This window comes from Streptomyces sp. NPDC056883, assembly GCF_042788835.1.
In the GTDB taxonomy this organism is placed as follows: Bacteria; Actinomycetota; Actinomycetes; order Streptomycetales; family Streptomycetaceae; genus Streptomyces; species Streptomyces stoeckheimensis.
Genome location: NZ_JBHUBS010000002.1, coordinates 743944 through 762982 on the forward strand (window position 1 = coordinate 743944; position 19039 = coordinate 762982).

Genomic DNA, 19039 nt, shown 5'->3' on the forward strand with positions numbered 1-19039 from the left:
CACCCGTCGGATCGGGTGCGTGGGTGGGCGGAAGGCCCCGGCGGCCCGGCCCGCCGAACCCCATCCTCGCGCATGGGGCGGCCGGGCCCGGGCCGTCGGGGCACGGTGGTCAGGAATAGGTGTGGAAGCCCCGGCCGGTCTTGCGGCCGAGCAGGCCCGCGTCCACCATCCGGGCCAGCAACGGCGGCGGGGCGTACAGCGGCTCCCGGTACTCCGCGTACATCGACCGGGCGATGGCCTGGACGGTGTCCAGGCCGATGAGGTCGGCCAGGGCCAGCGGCCCGAGCGGGTGCGCGCACCCCAGGGTCATGGCCCGGTCGATGTCCTCGGCCGACGCGGTCCGTGATGCGGCCATCCGTACGGCCGCCAGCAGGTACGGAACGAGGAGCGCGTTCACCACGAACCCGGCCCGGTCCTCGGCGTGGACGACCTGCTTGCCCAGCACGCCGGAGGCGAACTCCCGCGCGCGCCGCACCGTTTCCGCGGAGGTGAGCAAGGAGGGCACCAGTTCGACCAGCGCGAGCACCGGGACGGGCTGGAAGAAGTGGAGGCCGACGACCTGCTCGGGCCGGGACGTGGCCGCCGCCAGCCGGATGACCGGGATGGCGGAGGTGTTCGTCGCGAGGACCGCGTCCCTGCGGCCGACGGTCCGGTCGAGCCGGGCGAAGACCTCCAGCTTCGCCCGCTCGTCCTCGGCCACCGCCTCGACGACGAGGTCCCGGTCCGCCATCCGGTCCATGTCCGTGGTCATCGCGATCCGGCCCACCGCCGTGTCGCGCTCGGCGGCCGACAGCTTCCCGGCGGCCGTGGCACGGGCCAGGGAGCGGGCGATCCGCTCCAGGCCGGCGTCGGCCGCCGCCCGGCTCGTCTCCACGACCACCACGTCCCGTCCGGCGCGGGCGCAGACCTCGGCGATGCCGGAGCCCATCAGGCCGCACCCCACGATCCCGACCCGTTCGACGTCGGTCATCGGCTCTCCCCCTCGGGACTCTTCGGACTCTCGGGACTCTCGGGATTCTTCGGCTGCGGAGGTCACACGTCCGAGGGCATCCGCAGTACGCCCGTGCCGCGCTTGACGAGTTCGCCCGCGATGATCAGGCGCTGGATCTCGGAGGTGCCCTCCCAGATCCGGTCGACGCGCAGCTCGCGGTAGAGCCGTTCGACGGGGTACGAGCGGTCGTAGCCGCGGCCGCCGAAGATCTGCAGGCAGCGGTCGATGACCCGGCCGGACGCCTCGCTCGCCGACAGTTTGGCGATGGCCGCCTTCGCGTGCAGCGTCTTGCGGTCGAGGGCGCCCTCGTCGACCTCCCAGGCGACCTGGTGGGTGTAGGCGCGGTTGACGGCGATGTCGACGGCGCAGTCGGCGAGCATGCCCTGGATCAGCTGGAAGTCGGCGATGGGGGAGCCGAACTGGCGTCGCTCGACCGCCCAGTCGCGGGCGAGTTCCAGGGCCCGCTCCGCCGCTCCGATCGTGCGCGCGGCGATCATCAGCCGCTCCTCGGTGAACCAGGAGCGGGTGATGTCGTAGCCCGTGCCCACCTCCCCGAGCACGGCGTCCGCGGGCAGGCGGACATCGGTGAAGGTGAACTCGGGGTGCTCGTAGACGAAGGTGTGCATCCAGCGGGGCACCCGGGTCATCTCGATGCCCGGGGTGTCCTTGTCGACGAGGAACAGGGTCGGTGCCCGCTCCTCCCCGGCGGCCGCGAGCACGATCATGAAGTCGGCGTGGTCGCCCACGGTGACGAACCACTTCTCGCCGTTCAGCACCCAGCCGCCGTCCCCGGTCGGCGTCGCCGTGGTCCGCAGGCTCTGCGGGTCGGAGCCGGCCTCGGGCTCGCTCACCGCGTAGCAGTCGCGGCGCTGTCCCCGGATCACCGGGACGAGGTAGCGCTCGCGCTGCTCCGGCGTGCAGAAGGACAGCGCGTTGGCCGGCCGCCACACCATGTCCCACAGGGCGCCGGTGAGCCGTCCGAGCTCGGCCTGGACGGTGACCTGCTCCAGGATGGTCAGGCCGGCGCCGCCCCACTCCACGGGCATGTTGACGGCCTGGAGGCCGCTGTCGAGGACGGCGTCGCGGATCTCGGCGTGGGCCTGCGGAGGCAGGCCGTTGTTCTCCTCGCAGTCGAGTTCGTACTTCGTGATGAACGCGGTGAGGGCGCGCGCCGAGTCGCGGAGCTCTTCCTGACGGGCGGTGAGGCGGAAGTCCATGTTCTGTTCGTCCTCGTGATCGTGATCGTGGGTGAGGGGGCAGGTGGTGGTGCCGGTTGTGGTGGTGGTGCGTGTGGCGACGGGGACCCGTCAGGAGCTGCCGGGCAGCGCGAGGGCCCGCGTACCTCGTTTGACGAGCTCGTTCGCGATGATCAGGCGCTGGATCTCGGAGGTGCCCTCCCAGATCCGGTCGACGCGCAGTTCCCGGTACATCCGCTCCACGGGGTACGAGCGGTCGTAGCCGCGGCCTCCGAAGATCTGCACGCACCGGTCGATGACCCGTCCCGCGGCCTCGCTCGCGGCGAGCTTGGCCGTAGACGCCTTGGCGTGCAGGGTCTTGGGGTCGGTGTGCGGCTGGTCGGCCTCCCAGGCGACCTGGTGGGTGTAGGCGCGGTTGACGGCGATGTCGACGGCGCAGTCGGCGAGCATGCCCTGGATCAGCTGGAAGTCGGCGATGGGGGAGCCGAACTGGCGGCGGCGCACCGCCCAGTCGCGGGCGAGTTCGAGGGCCCGCTCCGCCGCTCCGACGGTCCGGGCCGCGATCATCAGCCGCTCGTCCGTGAACCACTCCTTCGTCAGCTCGTAGCCGTTGCCGACTCCGCCGAGCACGTCCTCGTCGGCGACGAAGACGTCGGTGAAGGTGAACTCGGGGTGCCCGTTCACCGCGGAGTGCATGAACCGGGGGACCCGGGTCATCTCGACGCCCGCCGCCCCCTTGTCCACGAAGAACAGGGTTGCCGCCCGCTCCGGGCCCGCATCGGCCTGCACCAGCAGGAAGTCGGCGATGTCACCACAGGTCACGAACCACTTCTCGCCGTTCAGCAGCCAGCCGCCCTCGCTGCGGGTCGCGGTGCTCGTGCACGAGCCGGGGTCCGAGCCGGCACCGGGTTCGGTGACCGCGAACGCGTCGAACCGCTCGCCCCGGATGACCGGCAGGAGGTACTTCTCGCGCTGCGCCTCGGTGCCGTGGGCGAGGACGTTGGCGGGCCGCCAGGGGATGTCCCAGAGGCAGTTGGTGACCTTGCCGAACTCCTCCTCGACGATGACCTGGTCCAGCAGGGACAGGCCGGCCCCGCCCCAGGCCGCGGGCATGTTGATCGCGTAGACGCCGGCGTCCATGGCGGCACGGGTCAGTTCGCGGACCGTCGCGGCGGGCAGGGGGCCACCCGCTTCCTCGGACTGCTCCTCGTACCCCATCAGGAGGTGGGCATAGGCGGCGGCGCGGGCCTTGAGGTCGGCCTGCTCGGGGGTGTAGCGGAAGTCCATGACGCTCTCCAGGGCGGAAGGGACGGAAGGGGCGGAAGGGGCGGAAGAGTTGTGATGGGTGTGAGGGGCGTGATGGATCTGATCGATCTGATGGGTGAGAGAGGTGCGTCGTGCCGGAAGGCGGGCCGGTCGCTCAGCCCAGGACGGCCCGTGCGTCCAGGGCCAGGGCGCCGTCCGGGCGGACCAGCAGCGGGTTGACCTCCAGCTCGGCGATCTCCGGATGCGCGGCGGCCACCGTGGTGATGCGTTCGATCACGGCCGCCGCGGCGGCCACGTCGACGGCCGGCCTGCCCCGGACACCCGCGAGCAGAGCGGCGGTGCGCAGCCCCCGCAGCAGCTCCTCCGCCCGCCGCGCCGGTACGGGCGCCGGCGCGAAGGCCACGTCGCGCAGGGTCTCGGTGAGGACCCCGCCCAGCCCGACCATGGCGACCGGTCCGAACCGGGGGTCGCGGTTCACGCCCACGATCAGCTCGATGCCGTCCGAGAGGTCCGCCATCGCCTCGACCGAGTACGTGCCCGCGCCGAGCCGGGCGCGCATGTCCCGGTAGGCGGCGAGGAGCGCGTCCCGGTCCGCCAGGCGCAGCGCCACGCCACCCGCGTCGGACTTGTGCAGCAGGTGCAGGGCCTTCAGGACGTACGGGCCCTCGAACTCCCCGGCCGCGGCCAGCACTCCGGCCTCGTCGGTGACCTCACGGGCGGCCGGGAACGGCACCCCGGCGGCACCGAGCAGTGCGCGTACCCGGTGGTACCCGGGGTCCTGCAGGGGTGGGGCGGCTGCCGGCAGCGCGGGGATCCCGGGCGGTTCGTGCGGCTCGTGCAGTTCGGGTGCGGAGCCCGCCGACCGGCCGGTCATCGCCGACAGCGCGCGGGCGGCGTCCTCGGTGGCGGCGAACACCGGTATGCCGGCCTCGGCCAGCACCCGGCAGCTCGGCGACCCGGGATACATGGACTGCACCACCAGGGGCTTCGGCGAGCCCGCGAAGTGGGTGACGATCTTCTCGGCGGCCCGCGTCTCCCCTTCCGCGAGCGCGGAGCCGCCCGTCTGTCCGCCGCCGCCCAGGCCGCCCTCGGACGCGGCGTACCCGCCGAAGTAGCCCGTCATCAGGACCGCGTCGACCTCTTCGGCGGCGAGGAGTTCCGCGACCGTGTCGGCATAGGAGAGGGGCTGTTGCTCGCCCATCCCCGCCAGGTCGACCGGATTGCCCGTCGCGGACTGCGCCCACAGCACCGTCCGCAGCCGGTCCTGGGTTGCGGGGGTGAGCTCTGGCACGACGAGCCCGGCGTCCTCCGCGGCGTCCGCCGCGATCGCCCCGTGGCCGCCGCCGTCGGTGAAGACCGCGGTCCGGCCTCCTCCCGTACGAGACCCGGGGCGGCTGCTCAGGGCGGCCAGTACGACGGTCATCTCCCGCGGCGTGCGCACGAGTTCCACTCCGGCGTCGCGGCAGGCGGCGGCCACGACATCGGCCGATGTGGTGAGTGCTCCGGTGTGCGACAGGGCGCTGCGGGCCGAGGCGGAGCCGCGCCCGGCGGTGAGCAGGACCACCGGCTTGCCCGCCGCGGCGGCCCGGGCGAAGGCCCTGCCGTCGCCGAAGTCCTCGGCGTACACGGCGATCGCCTCGGTGGCCTCGTGGCGGGCGCAGTCCTCGACGAGGTCGACGAGGGTGACGTCGGCCTGGTTGCCGAGGGAGACGAACCTGGAGTAGCCCAGACCGTGGGGAGCGCCGCGGAGCTGGAGTTCGAGGGCGAGGTTGCCGCTCTGGCTCAGCAGGGCGACGCCGCCGGGTGCGAAGCGGTCCGAGGCGAGGTACAGCTCGGTCGTGTTGTCGGCGATGCCCAGGCAGTTGGGTCCGACGAGCACGGCTCCGGCCGCCCGGACCCGGGCGACGACCGCGCGCTGCCGGGCCGCTCCCTCGGGGCCGGCTTCGGCGAAGCCTGCGGTGATGCCGACGATGGCCTTCGCCCCGCAGGCCAGGGCCTCTTCCACGGCGGCCTCGAAGCCGCTGCCGGGGACGGAGATCACCACCAGCTCGACGGGTTCGCCGATCGCGGCGAGGGACGGGGCCGCCCGCCGGCCGAGGACGGTGCCGCCGCGCCGGTTCACCAGGTGCACCGGGCGCCGGCCGTCGGCGCGCAAGGCCTGGGAGGCGACCGCGTGGCCGTACTTCGCCGGGTCGTCGCTGGCGCCGACCACGGCGACCGAGCGGGGGTCGAAGAGAGCGCGCAGATCACGTTCCATGTCACTTCTCCACTCTGAGCGCGGAGTTGGGGCAGCTCTCGGCGCAGGCGCGCGCCGCTTCCTCGGCGCCGGGCGGGACGGTGACGGAGAGGACCTTCGCGTAGCCCCACTCGTCGAGTTCGACCAGGTGGGGTGCGTGTTCCTGGCACAGTCCGTAGCCCTGGCAGCGGGTGGAGTCCAGCAGGAGTTTCACGGTGTTCCCTTCAGGGCGGGCAAGCGGGGTTCGGTCCGGTCGTCCGCGGCCGTGTCGGAGACGTCCGGTACGGCCACGGTGAGGCGGTGCCCGGGACCGCTCGCGGGTGAGGAGGCGCGGGCGCAGCCGGGACAGGGCCCGCGCAGGTGGGACCGGACCGGTTCGGGGAAGGCGCGCAGGAGGCTGCCGGCCAGGCCCGCTGCGGCGTCGAGCAGGCCGCACGCGCCACGGCCGGGCAGGCCCTGCGCCCACCGGTCCAGGTGGCTGAGGGTGTCGGGGCCGGCCGTCCCCGCGGCGAGGGCGTACACGGCGTCGCGGACCGCCGCGGTGCCCGAGACGCAGACCCCGCACTGCCGTGCGCTCTCCGCCGCGAGGTGGCCGACGGCGTCGGCGGCGGTGCTCACCGGGCAGGCCCCGGCGGCGAGGAAGCGGATCGCTCCGCAGCCCAGTGCCGTGTCGGCTTCGGCGAGCGCGCCGGGTTCGAGGGGGAGGTCCAGGGCGCGGGCGTCGACGAGTCCGCCGAACAGGCCGCCCATCAGGGCCCCGGCCGCGTCCGGAGCGCCGAGCCCGGCCGCCAGCGTGCGCAGGGGGACTCCGTAGGGGACCTCGGTGAGGACGGGGGTCGCGCTCCCGCCGGACAGGGTCACCAGGGTGGAGCGGGCGATCGCCTGCCGCAGGCCGGGACGGGCGGCGGTGAGGGCGATCCGGGCGAGCGTCTCGACGTTGGAGACCAGGGTCGGCGCGCCGCCGACACCGCGCTCGAAGGGGCGGGGCGGCTTGGCCGTGGGCAGGGCCGGCCCGCCGTCGATCCGGCGGACGACCGCGCTCTCCTCCCCGGCGACGTAGGTGTGGGCGGTCTCGACGACCTCGACGGGCAGGCAGGGCTCCCGTTCGGCGAGGGCCCGGCGGACGCGGTCGGCGGCCACCGGGTCCGAGAGGTAGACGTAGCCGCGTACGGCGCCGGTGACCGCGGCGGCGCGGGCGAGGCCGTCGAGGACCAGATGGGGCCTGGCCCGCAGCAGCCAGCGGTCCTTGACCGAACCGGGCTCGCCCTCCTCGCCGTTCGCCACCACCACCGGGACGCCGCCGCGGTCGCGGACGGCGCGCAGTTTGACGGCGGCCGGGAAGCCGGCCCCGCCGCGCCCGCGCAGACCGGATGCGGCGAGGTGGTGCAGCAGCTCGTCCGGGCCGGTGGCGTCGGTGTAGCCGCCGCCGGCGAGGTACGCCTCGACGCCTTCCGTCGTGCCGGGTGCGGCGCCGAGTACGGAGCCCGGTGGCGGCCCCGTCGGGAATCGGATCGTGGTCATCGGCTGCTTCCTGTCCGAGGGGTGGCGCGCAGGGTCCGTACGGCGCTCTCGAGTGCGGTGCGGTCTGCGGCGGTGCGGGCGTATCCCGTTCCCGGGAGGCCGATGAGCATGCGGTGGTGGTCGAGGACCACCTCGCCGGCGATCAGGGCGGCCGCGCGGTCGTCCTGCCCGGGGCCGCCGGCCGCGGCGGTCACCAGCGCGGTGACCTCGGCCAGGTAGCGCAGCCAGCCGCGCCGGCTGCCCCGTAGGACCAGGTGCTCCAGGCGGCGCCGCTCGGAGGCGACCAGGTCCGTGGGGGGACGGGCCGGGGAAGCGCGCAGGGCGGCGACCGCAGCGGGCAGTTCCCGCTCCGGTTCGGGGGTGAGCCCGAGCCAGTCCAGATGCCGACGACCGCTCATGCGTGCCTCCGGGAGGAGTGGGGGTGCCGTGGGCCACGGGGCCGGTGCCGGGAGCCGGGGGCGGTATGGGAAGGCCCGGGGCTCACAGCAGGGACGCCGATGGCGTGCGGCAGGGGGGAGGGGCTGGAAAGGGTGCGGGGCCCGGGCGGGCGCCAGGGCGGCGGGGCTGCATCCAGCCCGACAAAAGGCCCAGAAGAGGCCGAACGTCGGTGCAGCGACAAGAAATACGCTAGCTGACCGATCGGTCAGCGTACAAGTCTTGACCCGGCGGAAATCAGCCAGCAATCTGGCTGTCCAATCGGTCAGCAAGGCCTTGGCGTCCGCCCCGGCCTGCTGTCCACCGCCGGGTCGTCTCGATGCCCTGAGCCGAGACCGATCCCGCACCGCCGCTACGGAGGAGTCACCCGATGCACTCCAGAGCCCCTGAAAAGCCCCCGGTCGACCAGCCGGTCCCGGACGTCCCCGGGCCCGCCCTGTCAGCCCGCTACTACACCGATCCCGACACGGCCGCCGAGGAGGTCCGGAAGGTCTTCGCCAAGGCCTGGCAGCTCGTCTGCCACGAGTCCGACCTGCCGGACCCGGGCGCCCGGCTCGCCGCCACCGTCGCCGGCCGCGAGGTGCTCGTCGTCCGCACCGAGGACGGCGCCCTCGCGGCCCACCTCAACGTGTGCCGCCACCGCGGAACGCGCCTGGTCACCGCCCCCGAACCGGCCGGCAAAGCCATCCGCTGCCCGTACCACGGCTGGACCTACCGCCTCGACGGGAGCCTGGTCGGAGCCCCGGAGGCACGGCAGATCCCCTGCCTGGACAAGCCCGCGCTCGGCCTGTTCCCGGCCCGCGTCGAATCCTTCCTCGGGTTCGTGTTCGTCAACCTCGACCTCGACGCCGTGCCCCTGGCGCAGCAGTGCGCCGGGCTCGCCGAAGCCGTCGGCCACTACGCCGGGGCCGATCTGGTGCCGGTCGGCCGCGACCGGATCCACGACCTGGCGGGAGCCGAGGTCCAGGAGGCCAACTGGAAGGTGACGGTCGACAATTACCTGGAGGGCTACCACGTGCCGGTGGCCCACCCCGGCCTGATGCGGCTGCTCGATTACCAGGGCTACTCCTGCGAGATCGCGGAGTCCTACGCCCTGTTCGCCTCGCCCCTGCGGGACAAGCCGTCCTCGAACTGGGCCGAACGCCTCTACCAGCGCATCGCCGCCCCCATGCCGGGCCTCGCCGAAGCCGACCGCCGGGTCTGGCGCTACGCGGTCATCTACCCGAACACCCTCATCGACTTCTACCCCGACCACGTCCTTGCCTGGACCGCGATCCCGACGGCGGTGGACCGGGTCGCCGTCCCCGGCGGCTTCTACACCCGGCGCGGTACGAGCCTGCGCACCCGCATCGCCCGCCGCCTGAACATCCACATCGGCTGGATCACCAACGACGAGGACGTCGAACTGGTCGCCCGCGTGCAGAAGGGGCTCTCCACCCCCGGCTTCGAGCCCGGCCCGCTGTCCCGCCGCGAGTCGGCGGTCGGATGGTTCGCCGGGCGCATCCGGGCGGACCTGGACGCCGCCGCAGATCCCGGCGAGCCCGACGCCGGGAGCTGAACCGGGCCTGAGGCACCCTCCGTTCGCCCCACGGCCCCACGGCCCCACGGCCCCCGTGCCGCACCCCGCACCCCGCACGTCGTCCCAACCCGCCGCCCCCCCCAGCGGCCCCCTACGGAGAGGACCCCGCATGTCCCCCGAGGCACACTTCCTGTCCAGACGCTCTCTCCTCCGCGCCGGCACCGCCGCCGCACTCGGCCTGTCGGCGGCCGGCTGCGGGTTCGCGTCCGGTGACGACCCGGCCGGCAAAGCGACCGCGGAGACGCCGATCGACGTCAAGGTCGACGGCGACCTCGTCTACTTCAACTGGGCCGACTTCGTCGACCCGGCCGTCTTCGAAGGCTTCCAGAAGGAGTACGGCGTCAAGGTCGTCCAGTCGAACTTCGACTCGATGGAAGGCATGGCCGCCAAGCTCAACTCCGGGAACCAGTACGACATCATCTTCCCCACGGCGAAATGGTCCCAGCGCCTCGCCGCCGGCGGCAGGCTGCGCACGATCGACCACACCCGGCTGAAGAACGCCGAGGCCGTGTTCGCGGGCTACGACTACTTCGCCGACCCCTGGTACGACCCCGGATCCCGGCACACCGTGCCCTTCACCATGTACAAGACCGGCATCGGCTGGCGCCGCGACCGGCTCGGCGACCTGACCGGTTCCTGGGACGACCTGTGGAACGAGCAGGCCAAGGGCAAGGTCTTCGTACTCGACGACCGCGACGAGGTGCTCGGCATCGGCGCGCTCAAGCTCGGCCTCGACCTCACCACCGACGACCAGGACGACCTCGCGAGCGTCACCGAGACCCTGCGCTCGCTCCGCCCCCGCCTGCGCGGCTTCTCCAGCGACAGCTACAACAACCTGCTCAACGGCAACGCCGACATGACGCAGGCGTGGAGCGGGGACATGGCCGCCATGCTCGCCCAGGCCGAGGACCCCGCCGTCTTCGGCTTCGAGGTCGCCCGCGAGGGCGCCCCCCTCAACTCCGACTGTTACGCGATCCCCGCCAACGCCCAGCACCCCGGCACCGCGATGCTCTTCATCGACTACATGCTCCGCCCGGAGAACGTGAAGAAGAACATCGAGTACATCGGCTACCCCATGCCGGTGCGCGGCACCGAGGACACCTACACCGCGCTCGTGGAGCCGTTCCCCCAGTGCCAGGTGACGGCGGCCGACCTCAAGGACGACCTCTACTTCCGCAACGGCACGGCCAAGGGCGAGCAGCACCGCGACGCCGCCTGGACCGACGTGAAGGCCGGCTGACATGCCACGACCTGCTCTTCGGGACCCGCGGGACCGATCCGCGCCGGCCGGTCCGCCGCGCGGGGGACGGGCCGGGAAGGAGGCGAGGCTGTGGACCTGGTTCATGCTCCCGGGCACCCTCTGGATGACCGGGTTCCTCGTCGCGTCCCTGCTCCTGGTGGCCACCCTCGCCCTCGGCACCACCGACCCGCTCGGAAACCCGCGCTTCGGGCTCAACTTCGAGAACTTCGCCGCCCTCGCCGATCCGGCCTACCGCACCGTCCTCCTGCGTTCGCTCGGCTACGCGCTGATCACCTGCCTCATCTGCCTGGCCGTGGCCTACCCCGTCGCCTACGCCATCGCCCTGCGCGGCGGCCGCTTCAAGAGCCTGCTGATCGCCGCGATCGTCGTCCCGTTCTTCGCCAACTACCTGGTACGGATGTACGGCTGGTCCGTGGTGCTCTCCGACGACGGGCCGGTGCTGAAGGCACTGCGTGCGATGGGCCTCGCCGACGACGACACCAAGATCCTCCAGACCGCTCCGGGGGTGATCGCCGGACTCGTCTACGGGTTCGTCGTCTTCATGATCATCCCGCTGTACGCGGCCATGGAGCGCATGGACACCTCGCTCATCGAGGCCGGACGGGACCTCTACGGCGGCCCCTTGAGAACCTTCGTCTTCGTCACCGTGCCCGCCACCCGACAAGGCGCGGCCGCCGGCTGCGTCCTCGTCTTCCTGCCCGCCATGGGCGACTTCGTCAGCGCACAGCTCATGGGAGGCCCCGACCAGATCATGATCGGCAACCTGATCCAGGACAAGTTCTTCCAGGGCCAGAACTGGCCGCTCGGCTCGGCCCTGACCATCCTGCTGATGGTGGTCCTGCTGCTCGGGATGCTCGGCTACCTCAGGCGCACCCGCAAGGACGAGGCGGAGGCGGTCCGATGACCCCGAGCCCCGTTCCCCGTACGGCACCGTCACCCCGTACGTCGCGCGGGAGGCGGCGCCGCGGAGCCGACCGCCGACCCCGCTTCGCCATCGCCGTCACCGCGGTCTTCTTCGCGCTGCTCTACCTGCCCGTCGGCGTCGTCGTCCTGTTCTCCTTCAACGCGCAGAAGTCCCTCACCGTCTTCGACGGGGTGAGCCTGCGCTGGTACCGCGCGTTCCTCCACGATGACGTGCTCGTCGGCTCGCTCGGCATGAGCCTGAAGGTGTCCCTGGTCGCGATGACCGTCTCGCTCCTCCTCGGCGTGGCCCTCGCCCTCGGCCTGGTCCGCGGCCGCGGCCGCCTCGGTTCCTTCGCCGGCCTGGTGATGCTCGTACCGCTGATCACCCCGGAGATCGTCACCGGCGTCGCATCGATGATGCTCTTCAAGGGACTCGGCATCACCCTGTCCACCACCACCGTGATGCTCGCCGAGGTCACCTTCTCCATCTCCTACGTCACCGTCATCCTGCGCTCCCGCATCGCCGCCCTCAACCCGGAGGTCGAGGAGGCGGCGATGGACCTCGGCGCCACCCGCGGACAGGCCCTGCGCCTGGTGACCCTGCCCGCGCTGCTGCCCGGCATCCTCGCGTCCGGGGTGCTGATCTTCGCCCTGGTCTTCGACGACTTCGTCCTCGCCTACTTCACCACCGGCGTCGACCCGCAACCGCTCTCCGTCCGCATCTACTCGGCGATCAGGTTCGGCGTCCAGCCCACCATCAACGCCGTCGGCACCCTGATGCTCGTCGGGTCCATCGCCCTCATCGCCTTCGCGCTCTCCATCCCGCGCCTCTTCGGCCGCCGAGGCGGCCTCGATCTGCTCCCGGGGAAGTGACACCCATGCAGCACCCGAACCCTGATCCGGCCGCGGAACCGCGCACCGTCGACGCGCACGAGCCGGCTGCCCCGCACGACGACGTCGTCCCACACGCCACGACCGTCCCGCACGCCGCAGGCGCCCCGCACCCCGCCGTCCGGCTCGACCGGGTCGCCAAGCGGTACCGCAACACGCACACCTACGCCGTCCACGACGTCACCCTCGACATCGCCCCGGGCGAGTTCTTCTCCCTCCTCGGCCCCTCCGGCTGCGGAAAGACCACCCTGCTGCGCATGACCGGAGGCTTCGTCGACCCCACGGAGGGCAGCGTCCTGCTCGACGGCGAGGACGTCACGGGCCTGCCGCCCAACAAGCGCAACGTCAACACCGTCTTCCAGAGCTACGCCCTCTTCGACCACCTCTCGCTCGCCGACAACGTGGCCTTCGGCCTCAAGCGCAGCGGCGTCCCCCGGGCCGAGATCCGCCGACGGGTCGGCGACATGCTGGACCTCGTACAGCTCGGGGAACTGGCCGACCGCAAACCACCCACGCTCTCCGGCGGCCAGCGCCAGCGCGTGGCCCTCGCCCGCGCCCTGGTCAACCGGCCCCAAGTCCTGCTCCTGGACGAGCCGCTGGCCGCCCTCGACCTGAAACTGCGCCGCCGGATGCAGGTCGAGCTCAAGCAGATCCAGCGCGAGGTCGGCATCACCTTCGTCTTCGTCACCCACGACCAGGACGAGGCCCTGACCATGTCGGACCGCCTCGCCGTCATGAACGAGGGCCGCATCGAGCAGTGCGGCACGCCGGAAGACGTGTACGAACGCCCCACGAGCAGCTTCGTCGCCTCCTTCATGGGCACCTCCAACCTGGTCCCGGGGACCTACCGCTCCGGCGCCGTCGTACTCGACCAGGGCCCCGCCCTGCCCGTGGGGCCCCGGGCCGGCGTCCCCGACGGCAGCCGGGTCAGCCTCTCGATCCGCCCGGAGAAGATCTGGCTCTCCGGCTTCGAACCGGGCATGGCCCAGGTCGGCGGAGTCGTCCGGGAGACCGTGTACTGCGGCCCGACCACCACGTACCTCATCGAACTGGCCCCCGGGGTCACGGTGTCCGTACTGGAGCAGAACACCGTCCGCTCCCGCATGGAGGACCGCTGGAGCGGCGGCGAGCAGGTCGAGATCGGCTGGAACCCCGAACACTGCCTGGTCCTCGACTGACCCATCCGGCACCGACCGAAGGAAGCACACCCATGAACCACGACGTCATCGTGCTCGGCGCCGGACTGGCCGGTCTCGCCGCCGCGCGCGACCTGGCCGCGGGCGGGGCCGACGTCCTCGTCGTCGAGGCCCGCGACCGGGTCGGCGGACGCGTCGAACAGACCACCCTCCCCGACGGCCGGCTGGTCCAGCTCGGCGGGGAGGTGGTGGGCCGGGCCCACACCGCCTACACCGCCCTGGCCGCGGAACTGGGCCTCACCCTGGTCCCCAGCTACGTCGCCGAGCCCGGCGCCCTCGCCCGCGCCACCCCCGAAGGAGTCTCCGCCACGGACCCGCCCCACTGGTTCGGCCCGGGCGACGACGACTGCCACGCCAAGGTCACCGCCGCCTTCACGGCGCTCGCCGCCGGCGTCGACCCGGCCGACCCCTGGTCCCACCCCGAGGCCGCGCACCTCGACCGGCTGTCCGTGGGCGACTGGCTCCGTGCCCAGGGCGCCACCCAGGCCGTCGTGCGCCTCTGGGAGATCGGCCAACTCGCCCTCGCCGACGGCTCCTGCGAACGGACCTCCCTCCTCGCGTCCCTCCGCAAACACGCCGCGGTACCCGGCACCGGCCACTACGAGTACGAGGCGTGGGAGGGCCTGCGCGTCGCCGAGGGCTCGGCGACCGTGGCCCTGCGCATGGCCGAGGCCCTCGGCGGCCGGATCCGTACGGGCTCCCCCGTCGAGGAGGTCGCCGTACGGCGGCCCGGCCGCAGCACCGTACGCCTGGCCGGCGGCGAAACCCTCACCGCCGCCGCCGTGGTCAGCGCGCTCCCGGCCGGCCCGCTCCGTGCGGTCGCCGTCACCGGGGTCTCCGACGAACGCCTCTCCTCCCTGCACCGCCAACGCCACGCCCTCGCAGCCAAGTTCACCGCCGCATACGCCCGACCCTTCTGGCGCGACCAGGGCCTCAGCGGCCTCTCCGAAAGCGAAGGCGTCCTCGGCAGCACCTGGCCGCAGAGCGAAGGCATCCTCTCCGCCCTGGTCCCGCCCGAACGCTACGGCGTCCTCCTCGGCGTGCCCGCCCCCCTGCGCACCGCCGAACTGCTGGCCGATATCGCGCGCCTCTACGGAGACGAGGCCCACCGGCCGCTCGCCACCTTCATCCGGATGTGGGGCACCGACCCGTGGACCCAGGGGTACGTCACCCAGTGGACCCCCGGTGACGTCATGGCCGTCGGCCCCCGGCACGGCACCCACGAACCCCCCTTCTACGTCTGCGGGTCCGACCAGTGGGTGGCCGGCTACATGGAAGGCGCCGTCCGCACCGGCCGCGCCGCCGCCGAGGAGGCCCTGCGCCGTGGCTGACGCCCCGTACGACCCCATCGGGCTCCCGCACGACCCCATCGGAACCCTGCACAACCACATCGGGGGAGTGGACCGGCCCGCCGCCTCGGGCGGAACCATGGCCCTCACCGACCCCGCCACCGGCCGCGTGCACCGCCACGCCCCGCGCTCGGGCCCCGCCGACACGGACGCGGCCTGCTTCGCGGCGGCGGCCGCGTACGGGCACTGGTCCACCACGACCCCGGCAGTCCGCCAGCGCGCCCTCCTCGGCATCGCCGACGCCATCGAGGCGCACGCGGAGGCGTTCACGGCCGCCGAGACCGGGGACACCGGCAAGCCCGCGGAGCAGTTCCGGGACGACGAGCTGCCCGGGATCGCCGACACCTTCCGCTACTTCGCCGGAGCCGCCCGCAACCTCCCGGGGGCCGCCGCGGCCGAGTACACCGAGGGCCGCACCTCCCTGCTGCGCCGCGAACCGGTCGGGGTCTGCGCCCAGATCACCCCCTGGAACTACCCGCTGATGATGGCCGCATGGAAGATCGCTCCGGCCATCGCCGCCGGCAACACCACCGTGCTCAAGCCCGCCGACACCACCCCCTCCTCGTCCGTGCTCCTGGCCCGGATCGCCGCGGACCACCTGCCGCCGGGGGTGTTCAACGTCGTCTGCGGGGACCGCGACACCGGCCGCGCCCTCACCGCCCATCCGGCGGTCGCCCTGATCGCCGTCACCGGCAGCGTCCGCGCCGGACAGGAGATCGCGGCAGCCGCCGCGGCGGGCCTCAAACGGGTCCACCTGGAACTCGGCGGCAACGCACCCGTCATCGTCCACGAGGACGTGGACGTGGAGGCCACCGCCGCCGCGCTCGCCGCGGTCGCCTTCTACAACGCCGGCCAGGACTGCACCGCACCCACCCGGATGCTGGTCCACCGCCGGATCCACGACGCGTTCCTCGCCGCCTTCGCCGCCCGGGCGGCCGGGCTCCGCGCCGGCGCCGACTTCGGTCCCCTCAACAACACCGCCCAACTGGCCTCCGTACGGGGGCTTCTGGACCGCCTGCCCGCCCACGCCGGGATCGTCGTCGGCGGCAGCCGGCTCCCGCGCCCCGGCTTCTTCCACGAGCCCACCGTGGTCGCGGGAGTCCATCAGGACGACGAGATCGTGCAGGAGGAGATCTTCGGACCCGTCGTGACCGTCCAGTCCTTCGCGGACGAAGCCGAGGCCCTGCACCTGGCCAACGGCGTGCGCTTCGGCCTGGCCGCGAGCGTGTGGACCACCGACCACGACCGCGCGATGCGCGCGACCCGCGCGCTGCACACCGGCATCGTCTGGGTGAACACCCACGGCACCACGGTCTCCGAGATGCCACACGGCGGAGTCAAGCACTCCGGCTACGGCAGCGACCTGTCCCTGTCCGGCCTCCTGGACTACACCCAGGTCAAGCACGTCATGCTGTGAGCGAGGGCTCCGGTTCACCGGGGGCGGGGTCCTCCACGGCCAGGACGGTCAGCGGTACGTTGCCGCGTACGGCCTGTGCGTAGGGGCAGACCTCGTCCGCCCGGTGCAGCAGCGGCTGGAGGTCCGCGGCCCGCCACCCGGGCAGGCTGACGGTGAGGGCCACCGCGAGGCCGTAGCCCGCGGGCGTGTCCGTGGTGCCGAGCTGTACTTCGCAGGCCACGCGCGCGGCGGAGGCGTCCGCCCCGAACTCGGCGGCGACCTCCGCGAGCGCGGAGGTGAAGCAGGCGGCGAAACCGGCCGCGAAGAGCTGCTCGGGGTTGGTGGTGCCCGGGACCTTCTTGCGCGGCGGGGCGAGGCGGACGTCCAAGCGCCCGTCGTCGGTGCGGACGGATCCGGTACGGCCGCCGGCGGCGTGCGCGGTCGTCCGGTACAGGCTGCGGGTGAGTGGCACGGTCATGGCGTACGGCCCATCTTGCTCGACGAGGACGCTGCCCGGGCGCGGACAGCGGAAGGCGCCGCTCGTGCGGCACCTCGCGCGTCGTCGTGCGTAACCGGGTACGGCGCATCTCGTCCGGGGCCTTGGGTCGGCCGCCGGACAATCTAGCAACGCCGGCGACCGTGCGGGGCGCCGCTCGCGGTGACCCTCCTCACCCGCGGTGACCCTCCGCACCGCTGCCGGCCCGGTCGCGATCCCCGGACCCGGGCCGGTGCCCGCTCCGGTACGCCCCCGGAGATACGCCCTCCCACCGGGTGAAGGCACGGACCAGGGCCGTCGCGCCGCTCAGGCCGACGAGCGGCGCGATCCGGTCCAGCGGCAGGTCCGTGGTCTCCAGCAACCGCCGGGCCCGGCCGTGGCGGGCGGTGTCGAGGAGCGCACGCCAGGACGTGCCCTCCGCCTGCAGGGCCCTGCGCAGGGTCCGGACGCTGAGGCCGAGCTCCCCGGCGGGGCCCTCGGGGCCCGCGTCCTGGAGCGCGGAGTCCTCCAGCCACTGCCGTACCCGCTCGGCGACGGTCCCGGCGGCGGACAGCCGCTGCAGCAGCCGGTCGGCGTAGGACCGGTGCAGGGCGTGGAGCGCCGGGTCGTAGAGGGGGCGGCGCCGGTCGAGGTCCTCGTCGGCGACCGTGACCGCCGTCTCCGCGGCGTCGAAGGCGACGGGACAGCCGAGGACGTCGGCGTAGGGCTCCGCCGCTCCCCTGCGGGGGTGGGCGAACGACACGGCCAGGGGCGCCCAGCCGTCGCCGGCGATCCAGCGGCCCGCCCGCACCATGCTGCTGACGACCGCCTCCACCTGCTGCGGGTGCATGGCCGCGGGGTCGACGGTGGGCCGGTAGCAGACCCGGCCGACGCCGCCGTGGCGGTGCAGGGTCACCTTGCCCGCCTGGCTCACCAGGGGGTGGTAGCGCTCGGCCGCCCGTGCGGCGTCCGCGAGGCTGGCGCAGGTGAGGACGAGGTGGCCCAGGATGTGCAGGCCCTCGGGCCTGATGCGGTCGCCCACGAGGAGCCCGGTGTGCGGGCCGGCGCCCACGGCGCCGAGCACGTCGTCCCACAGGGCGCGCATCTCGCCGAACTCCAGCCGGTCCGGGGGCAAGCTCCGGGAAACCGGCCCGCCGGTGCCCTCCGCCGCGGCGCTCAGGACGGCGAGGGCGTAGGACGCGGTGACGGAGGGCGACTCGATGGCTGACACATCGGTCAGTCAATGCGGGCGCGCCGCCCCAGTCAACACCGGTCCGGGAGGTTTCGGGTCCGGAGGGTCAACGGGTTGGCCGCCGGAGTCAATGACGGGGCCGCGGACCGCTCCTAAGGTCGGCCTGCGGGCAGCGGGGGACTCAGGGCCTCCGCGGCGCCGGGGAAGCGTGCTGCCCTCGTCGCCCGTCCCGGTCACCACCGCTCAGAGGAGTACGCCGTGATTCTCTTCCTGCTCCCCGCGGGCGACTACGACCCCACCGAGGCGGCCGTGCCCTGGGCCGCGCTGCGGGACGCCGGCTTCGAGGTGCGGTTCGCGACCCCGGACGGCAAGGCCGCGTACGCCGACCCCCGGCTCACGGACCTCGGCTTCTCCTGGCTGTCACCCTGGCTGATGACCCGCCGCGCCGAGCTCGCCGCCTACCGGAACCTCACCGAGGACCCCCATTTCCTCGCCCCCTCCTCGTACAAAGAGGTGGACCCGGCCGACATCACGGGCCTGTTCGTCCCCGGCGGCCACGCCGCGGGCATGCGCACGCTGCTCGAAGACGCCACCGCCCAGTACCTGTTCGCGCGGGTCTTCACCCAGGGGCTGCCGGTCGGGGCCGTCTGCCACGGGGTGCTGCTCGCCGCCCGGGCGAAGGATCCCGTCACCGGGCGCTCGGTCCTCCACGGCCGCCGGACGACGGCCCTGACCTCCCTGCTGGAACTGACCGGGTGGAACCTCACCCGGCTCTGGCTGGGGCGCTACTACCGCACCTACCGCACCACCGTTCAGCAGGAGGTCACCGCGGCGCTCGCCGATCCGGCCCACTTCCTCGCCGGCCCGGCGCTGCCCGTCCGGGACACCGCCGCCCGGCCCGGGCGCGGCTTCACCGTCAAGGACGGCAACTACGTCTCCGCGCGGTGGCCCGGCGACTGCCACCGCCTGGCGGCCGAGTACCTCGCCCTGGTCCGGGATCACGTCATGCCGTGAAGCCGGGACTTGGGGGCGCAGGTGGGGCGGAGAGCGGCCGTTCGGGTGGTGTTGTCCCTTTTGGGGTGGTAAGTGCGTCTGGAAGTGCGCCGGTCCGTGCTGTGCTGTGGCCGCGGCCCGAAGAGGGTCGCATGCGGG

17 protein-coding genes and 1 riboswitch are annotated in these 19039 nt (G+C 73.3%); of the genes, 8 read left to right on the forward strand and 9 right to left on the reverse strand.

Annotation, left to right across the window (positions count from 1 at the left end; translation table 11 throughout):
• Positions 1 to 109 precede the first annotated feature (109 nt).
• The 7 genes from ACFRU2_RS08580 to ACFRU2_RS08610 all read right to left on the reverse strand — a co-directional run bounded on the left by ACFRU2_RS08580 (position 110) and on the right by ACFRU2_RS08610 (position 7608).
• Positions 110 to 970: a 3-hydroxybutyryl-CoA dehydrogenase gene (locus ACFRU2_RS08580; protein WP_382969338.1), complete on the reverse strand. Its 861-nt coding sequence runs from the start codon at positions 968 to 970 to the stop codon at positions 110 to 112.
• A gap of 62 nt (positions 971 to 1032) precedes the next feature.
• Positions 1033 to 2208, reverse strand: a complete 1176-nt coding sequence (locus tag ACFRU2_RS08585) for an acyl-CoA dehydrogenase family protein (RefSeq protein WP_382969341.1) — start codon at positions 2206 to 2208, stop codon at positions 1033 to 1035.
• A gap of 90 nt (positions 2209 to 2298) precedes the next feature.
• Entirely contained in the window at positions 2299 to 3474 is a 1176-nt protein-coding gene (locus ACFRU2_RS08590; RefSeq protein ID WP_382969344.1) for an acyl-CoA dehydrogenase family protein, read from the reverse strand.
• Positions 3475 to 3607: 133 nt separating this feature from the next.
• Positions 3608 to 5710, reverse strand: a complete 2103-nt coding sequence (locus ACFRU2_RS08595) for an acetate--CoA ligase family protein (RefSeq protein ID WP_382969347.1) — start codon at positions 5708 to 5710, stop codon at positions 3608 to 3610.
• A gap of 1 nt (position 5711) precedes the next feature.
• The gene (locus ACFRU2_RS08600) at positions 5712 to 5903 is read right to left on the reverse strand and encodes a ferredoxin (protein WP_267041223.1); all 192 of its coding nucleotides are present in this window, start codon (positions 5901 to 5903) and stop codon (positions 5712 to 5714) included.
• Positions 5900 to 7210 (reverse strand): NADH-ubiquinone oxidoreductase-F iron-sulfur binding region domain-containing protein, encoded by a 1311-nt coding sequence (locus ACFRU2_RS08605; RefSeq protein ID WP_382969350.1) that lies wholly within the window; start codon positions 7208 to 7210, stop codon positions 5900 to 5902. The genes ACFRU2_RS08600 and ACFRU2_RS08605 overlap by 4 nt, the downstream gene beginning before the upstream one ends.
• Positions 7207 to 7608, reverse strand: coding sequence for a hypothetical protein (locus ACFRU2_RS08610; RefSeq protein ID WP_382969352.1), 402 nt, complete (start codon positions 7606 to 7608; stop codon positions 7207 to 7209). The genes ACFRU2_RS08605 and ACFRU2_RS08610 overlap by 4 nt, the downstream gene beginning before the upstream one ends.
• 407 nt (positions 7609 to 8015) lie before the next feature.
• On the opposite strand from ACFRU2_RS08610, the gene ACFRU2_RS08615 reads away from it, so the two are divergent.
• The 7 genes from ACFRU2_RS08615 (at position 8016) to ACFRU2_RS08645 (ending at position 16241) form a co-directional block, all read left to right on the forward strand.
• Positions 8016 to 9203, forward strand: coding sequence for an aromatic ring-hydroxylating dioxygenase subunit alpha (locus tag ACFRU2_RS08615; protein ID WP_382969354.1), 1188 nt, complete (start codon positions 8016 to 8018; stop codon positions 9201 to 9203).
• Positions 9204 to 9333: 130 nt separating this feature from the next.
• Positions 9334 to 10464 (forward strand): spermidine/putrescine ABC transporter substrate-binding protein, encoded by a 1131-nt coding sequence (locus ACFRU2_RS08620; protein WP_382969357.1) that lies wholly within the window; start codon positions 9334 to 9336, stop codon positions 10462 to 10464.
• Positions 10465 to 10567: 103 nt separating this feature from the next.
• Positions 10568 to 11389: an ABC transporter permease gene (locus ACFRU2_RS08625; RefSeq protein ID WP_382969360.1), complete on the forward strand. Its 822-nt coding sequence runs from the start codon at positions 10568 to 10570 to the stop codon at positions 11387 to 11389.
• The gene (locus tag ACFRU2_RS08630) at positions 11386 to 12261 is read left to right on the forward strand and encodes an ABC transporter permease (protein ID WP_382969362.1); all 876 of its coding nucleotides are present in this window, start codon (positions 11386 to 11388) and stop codon (positions 12259 to 12261) included. The genes ACFRU2_RS08625 and ACFRU2_RS08630 overlap by 4 nt, the downstream gene beginning before the upstream one ends.
• A gap of 5 nt (positions 12262 to 12266) precedes the next feature.
• Positions 12267 to 13457: an ABC transporter ATP-binding protein gene (locus tag ACFRU2_RS08635; protein WP_382969365.1), complete on the forward strand. Its 1191-nt coding sequence runs from the start codon at positions 12267 to 12269 to the stop codon at positions 13455 to 13457.
• A gap of 32 nt (positions 13458 to 13489) precedes the next feature.
• On the forward strand, positions 13490 to 14806 hold the full coding sequence (locus ACFRU2_RS08640) for a flavin monoamine oxidase family protein (protein WP_382969367.1): 1317 nt from the start codon (positions 13490 to 13492) through the stop codon (positions 14804 to 14806).
• 97 nt (positions 14807 to 14903) lie between these two features.
• Positions 14904 to 16241, forward strand: a complete 1338-nt coding sequence (locus ACFRU2_RS08645) for an aldehyde dehydrogenase family protein (protein WP_382969637.1) — start codon at positions 14904 to 14906, stop codon at positions 16239 to 16241.
• On the opposite strand, the gene ACFRU2_RS08650 is transcribed toward ACFRU2_RS08645, so the two are convergent.
• Together ACFRU2_RS08650 and ACFRU2_RS08655 are read right to left on the reverse strand one after the other, a co-directional pair.
• Complete coding sequence (locus tag ACFRU2_RS08650) at positions 16231 to 16698, reverse strand: Ohr family peroxiredoxin (protein ID WP_382969370.1); 468 nt, start codon at positions 16696 to 16698, stop codon at positions 16231 to 16233. The genes ACFRU2_RS08645 and ACFRU2_RS08650 overlap by 11 nt on opposite strands.
• A 75-nt stretch (positions 16699 to 16773) precedes the next feature.
• A riboswitch (guanidine-III (ykkC-III) riboswitch) is annotated at positions 16774 to 16836 on the reverse strand.
• Between the two features lie 52 nt (positions 16837 to 16888).
• Positions 16889 to 17926 carry an AraC family transcriptional regulator ligand-binding domain-containing protein gene (locus tag ACFRU2_RS08655; protein ID WP_382969373.1) on the reverse strand — a complete coding sequence of 346 codons (1038 nt, stop codon included), beginning with the start codon at positions 17924 to 17926 and terminating at the stop codon, positions 16889 to 16891.
• Between the two features lie 219 nt (positions 17927 to 18145).
• On the opposite strand from ACFRU2_RS08655, the gene ACFRU2_RS08660 reads away from it, so the two are divergent.
• On the forward strand, positions 18146 to 18901 hold the full coding sequence (locus ACFRU2_RS08660) for a type 1 glutamine amidotransferase domain-containing protein (protein WP_382969374.1): 756 nt from the start codon (positions 18146 to 18148) through the stop codon (positions 18899 to 18901).
• Positions 18902 to 19039 lie beyond the last annotated feature (138 nt).

What these genes read in the sequence shown, in the direction of transcription:
- ACFRU2_RS08580 (WP_382969338.1), bottom strand. Translation starts at nt 970, where the DNA reads ATGACCGACGTCGAACGGGTCGGGATCGTGGGGTGCGGCCTGATGGGC.
- ACFRU2_RS08585 (WP_382969341.1), bottom strand. Translation starts at nt 2,208, where the DNA reads ATGGACTTCCGCCTCACCGCCCGTCAGGAAGAGCTCCGCGACTCGGCG.
- ACFRU2_RS08590 (WP_382969344.1), bottom strand. Translation starts at nt 3,474, where the DNA reads ATGGACTTCCGCTACACCCCCGAGCAGGCCGACCTCAAGGCCCGCGCC.
- ACFRU2_RS08595 (WP_382969347.1), bottom strand. Translation starts at nt 5,710, where the DNA reads ATGGAACGTGATCTGCGCGCTCTCTTCGACCCCCGCTCGGTCGCCGTG.
- ACFRU2_RS08605 (WP_382969350.1), bottom strand. Translation starts at nt 7,210, where the DNA reads ATGACCACGATCCGATTCCCGACGGGGCCGCCACCGGGCTCCGTACTC.
- ACFRU2_RS08610 (WP_382969352.1), bottom strand. Translation starts at nt 7,608, where the DNA reads ATGAGCGGTCGTCGGCATCTGGACTGGCTCGGGCTCACCCCCGAACCG.
- ACFRU2_RS08615 (WP_382969354.1), top strand. Translation starts at nt 8,016, where the DNA reads ATGCACTCCAGAGCCCCTGAAAAGCCCCCGGTCGACCAGCCGGTCCCG.
- ACFRU2_RS08620 (WP_382969357.1), top strand. Translation starts at nt 9,334, where the DNA reads ATGTCCCCCGAGGCACACTTCCTGTCCAGACGCTCTCTCCTCCGCGCC.
- ACFRU2_RS08625 (WP_382969360.1), top strand. Translation starts at nt 10,568, where the DNA reads ATGCTCCCGGGCACCCTCTGGATGACCGGGTTCCTCGTCGCGTCCCTG.
- ACFRU2_RS08630 (WP_382969362.1), top strand. Translation starts at nt 11,386, where the DNA reads ATGACCCCGAGCCCCGTTCCCCGTACGGCACCGTCACCCCGTACGTCG.
- ACFRU2_RS08635 (WP_382969365.1), top strand. Translation starts at nt 12,267, where the DNA reads ATGCAGCACCCGAACCCTGATCCGGCCGCGGAACCGCGCACCGTCGAC.
- ACFRU2_RS08640 (WP_382969367.1), top strand. Translation starts at nt 13,490, where the DNA reads ATGAACCACGACGTCATCGTGCTCGGCGCCGGACTGGCCGGTCTCGCC.
- ACFRU2_RS08645 (WP_382969637.1), top strand. Translation starts at nt 14,904, where the DNA reads ATGGCCCTCACCGACCCCGCCACCGGCCGCGTGCACCGCCACGCCCCG.
- ACFRU2_RS08650 (WP_382969370.1), bottom strand. Translation starts at nt 16,698, where the DNA reads ATGACCGTGCCACTCACCCGCAGCCTGTACCGGACGACCGCGCACGCC.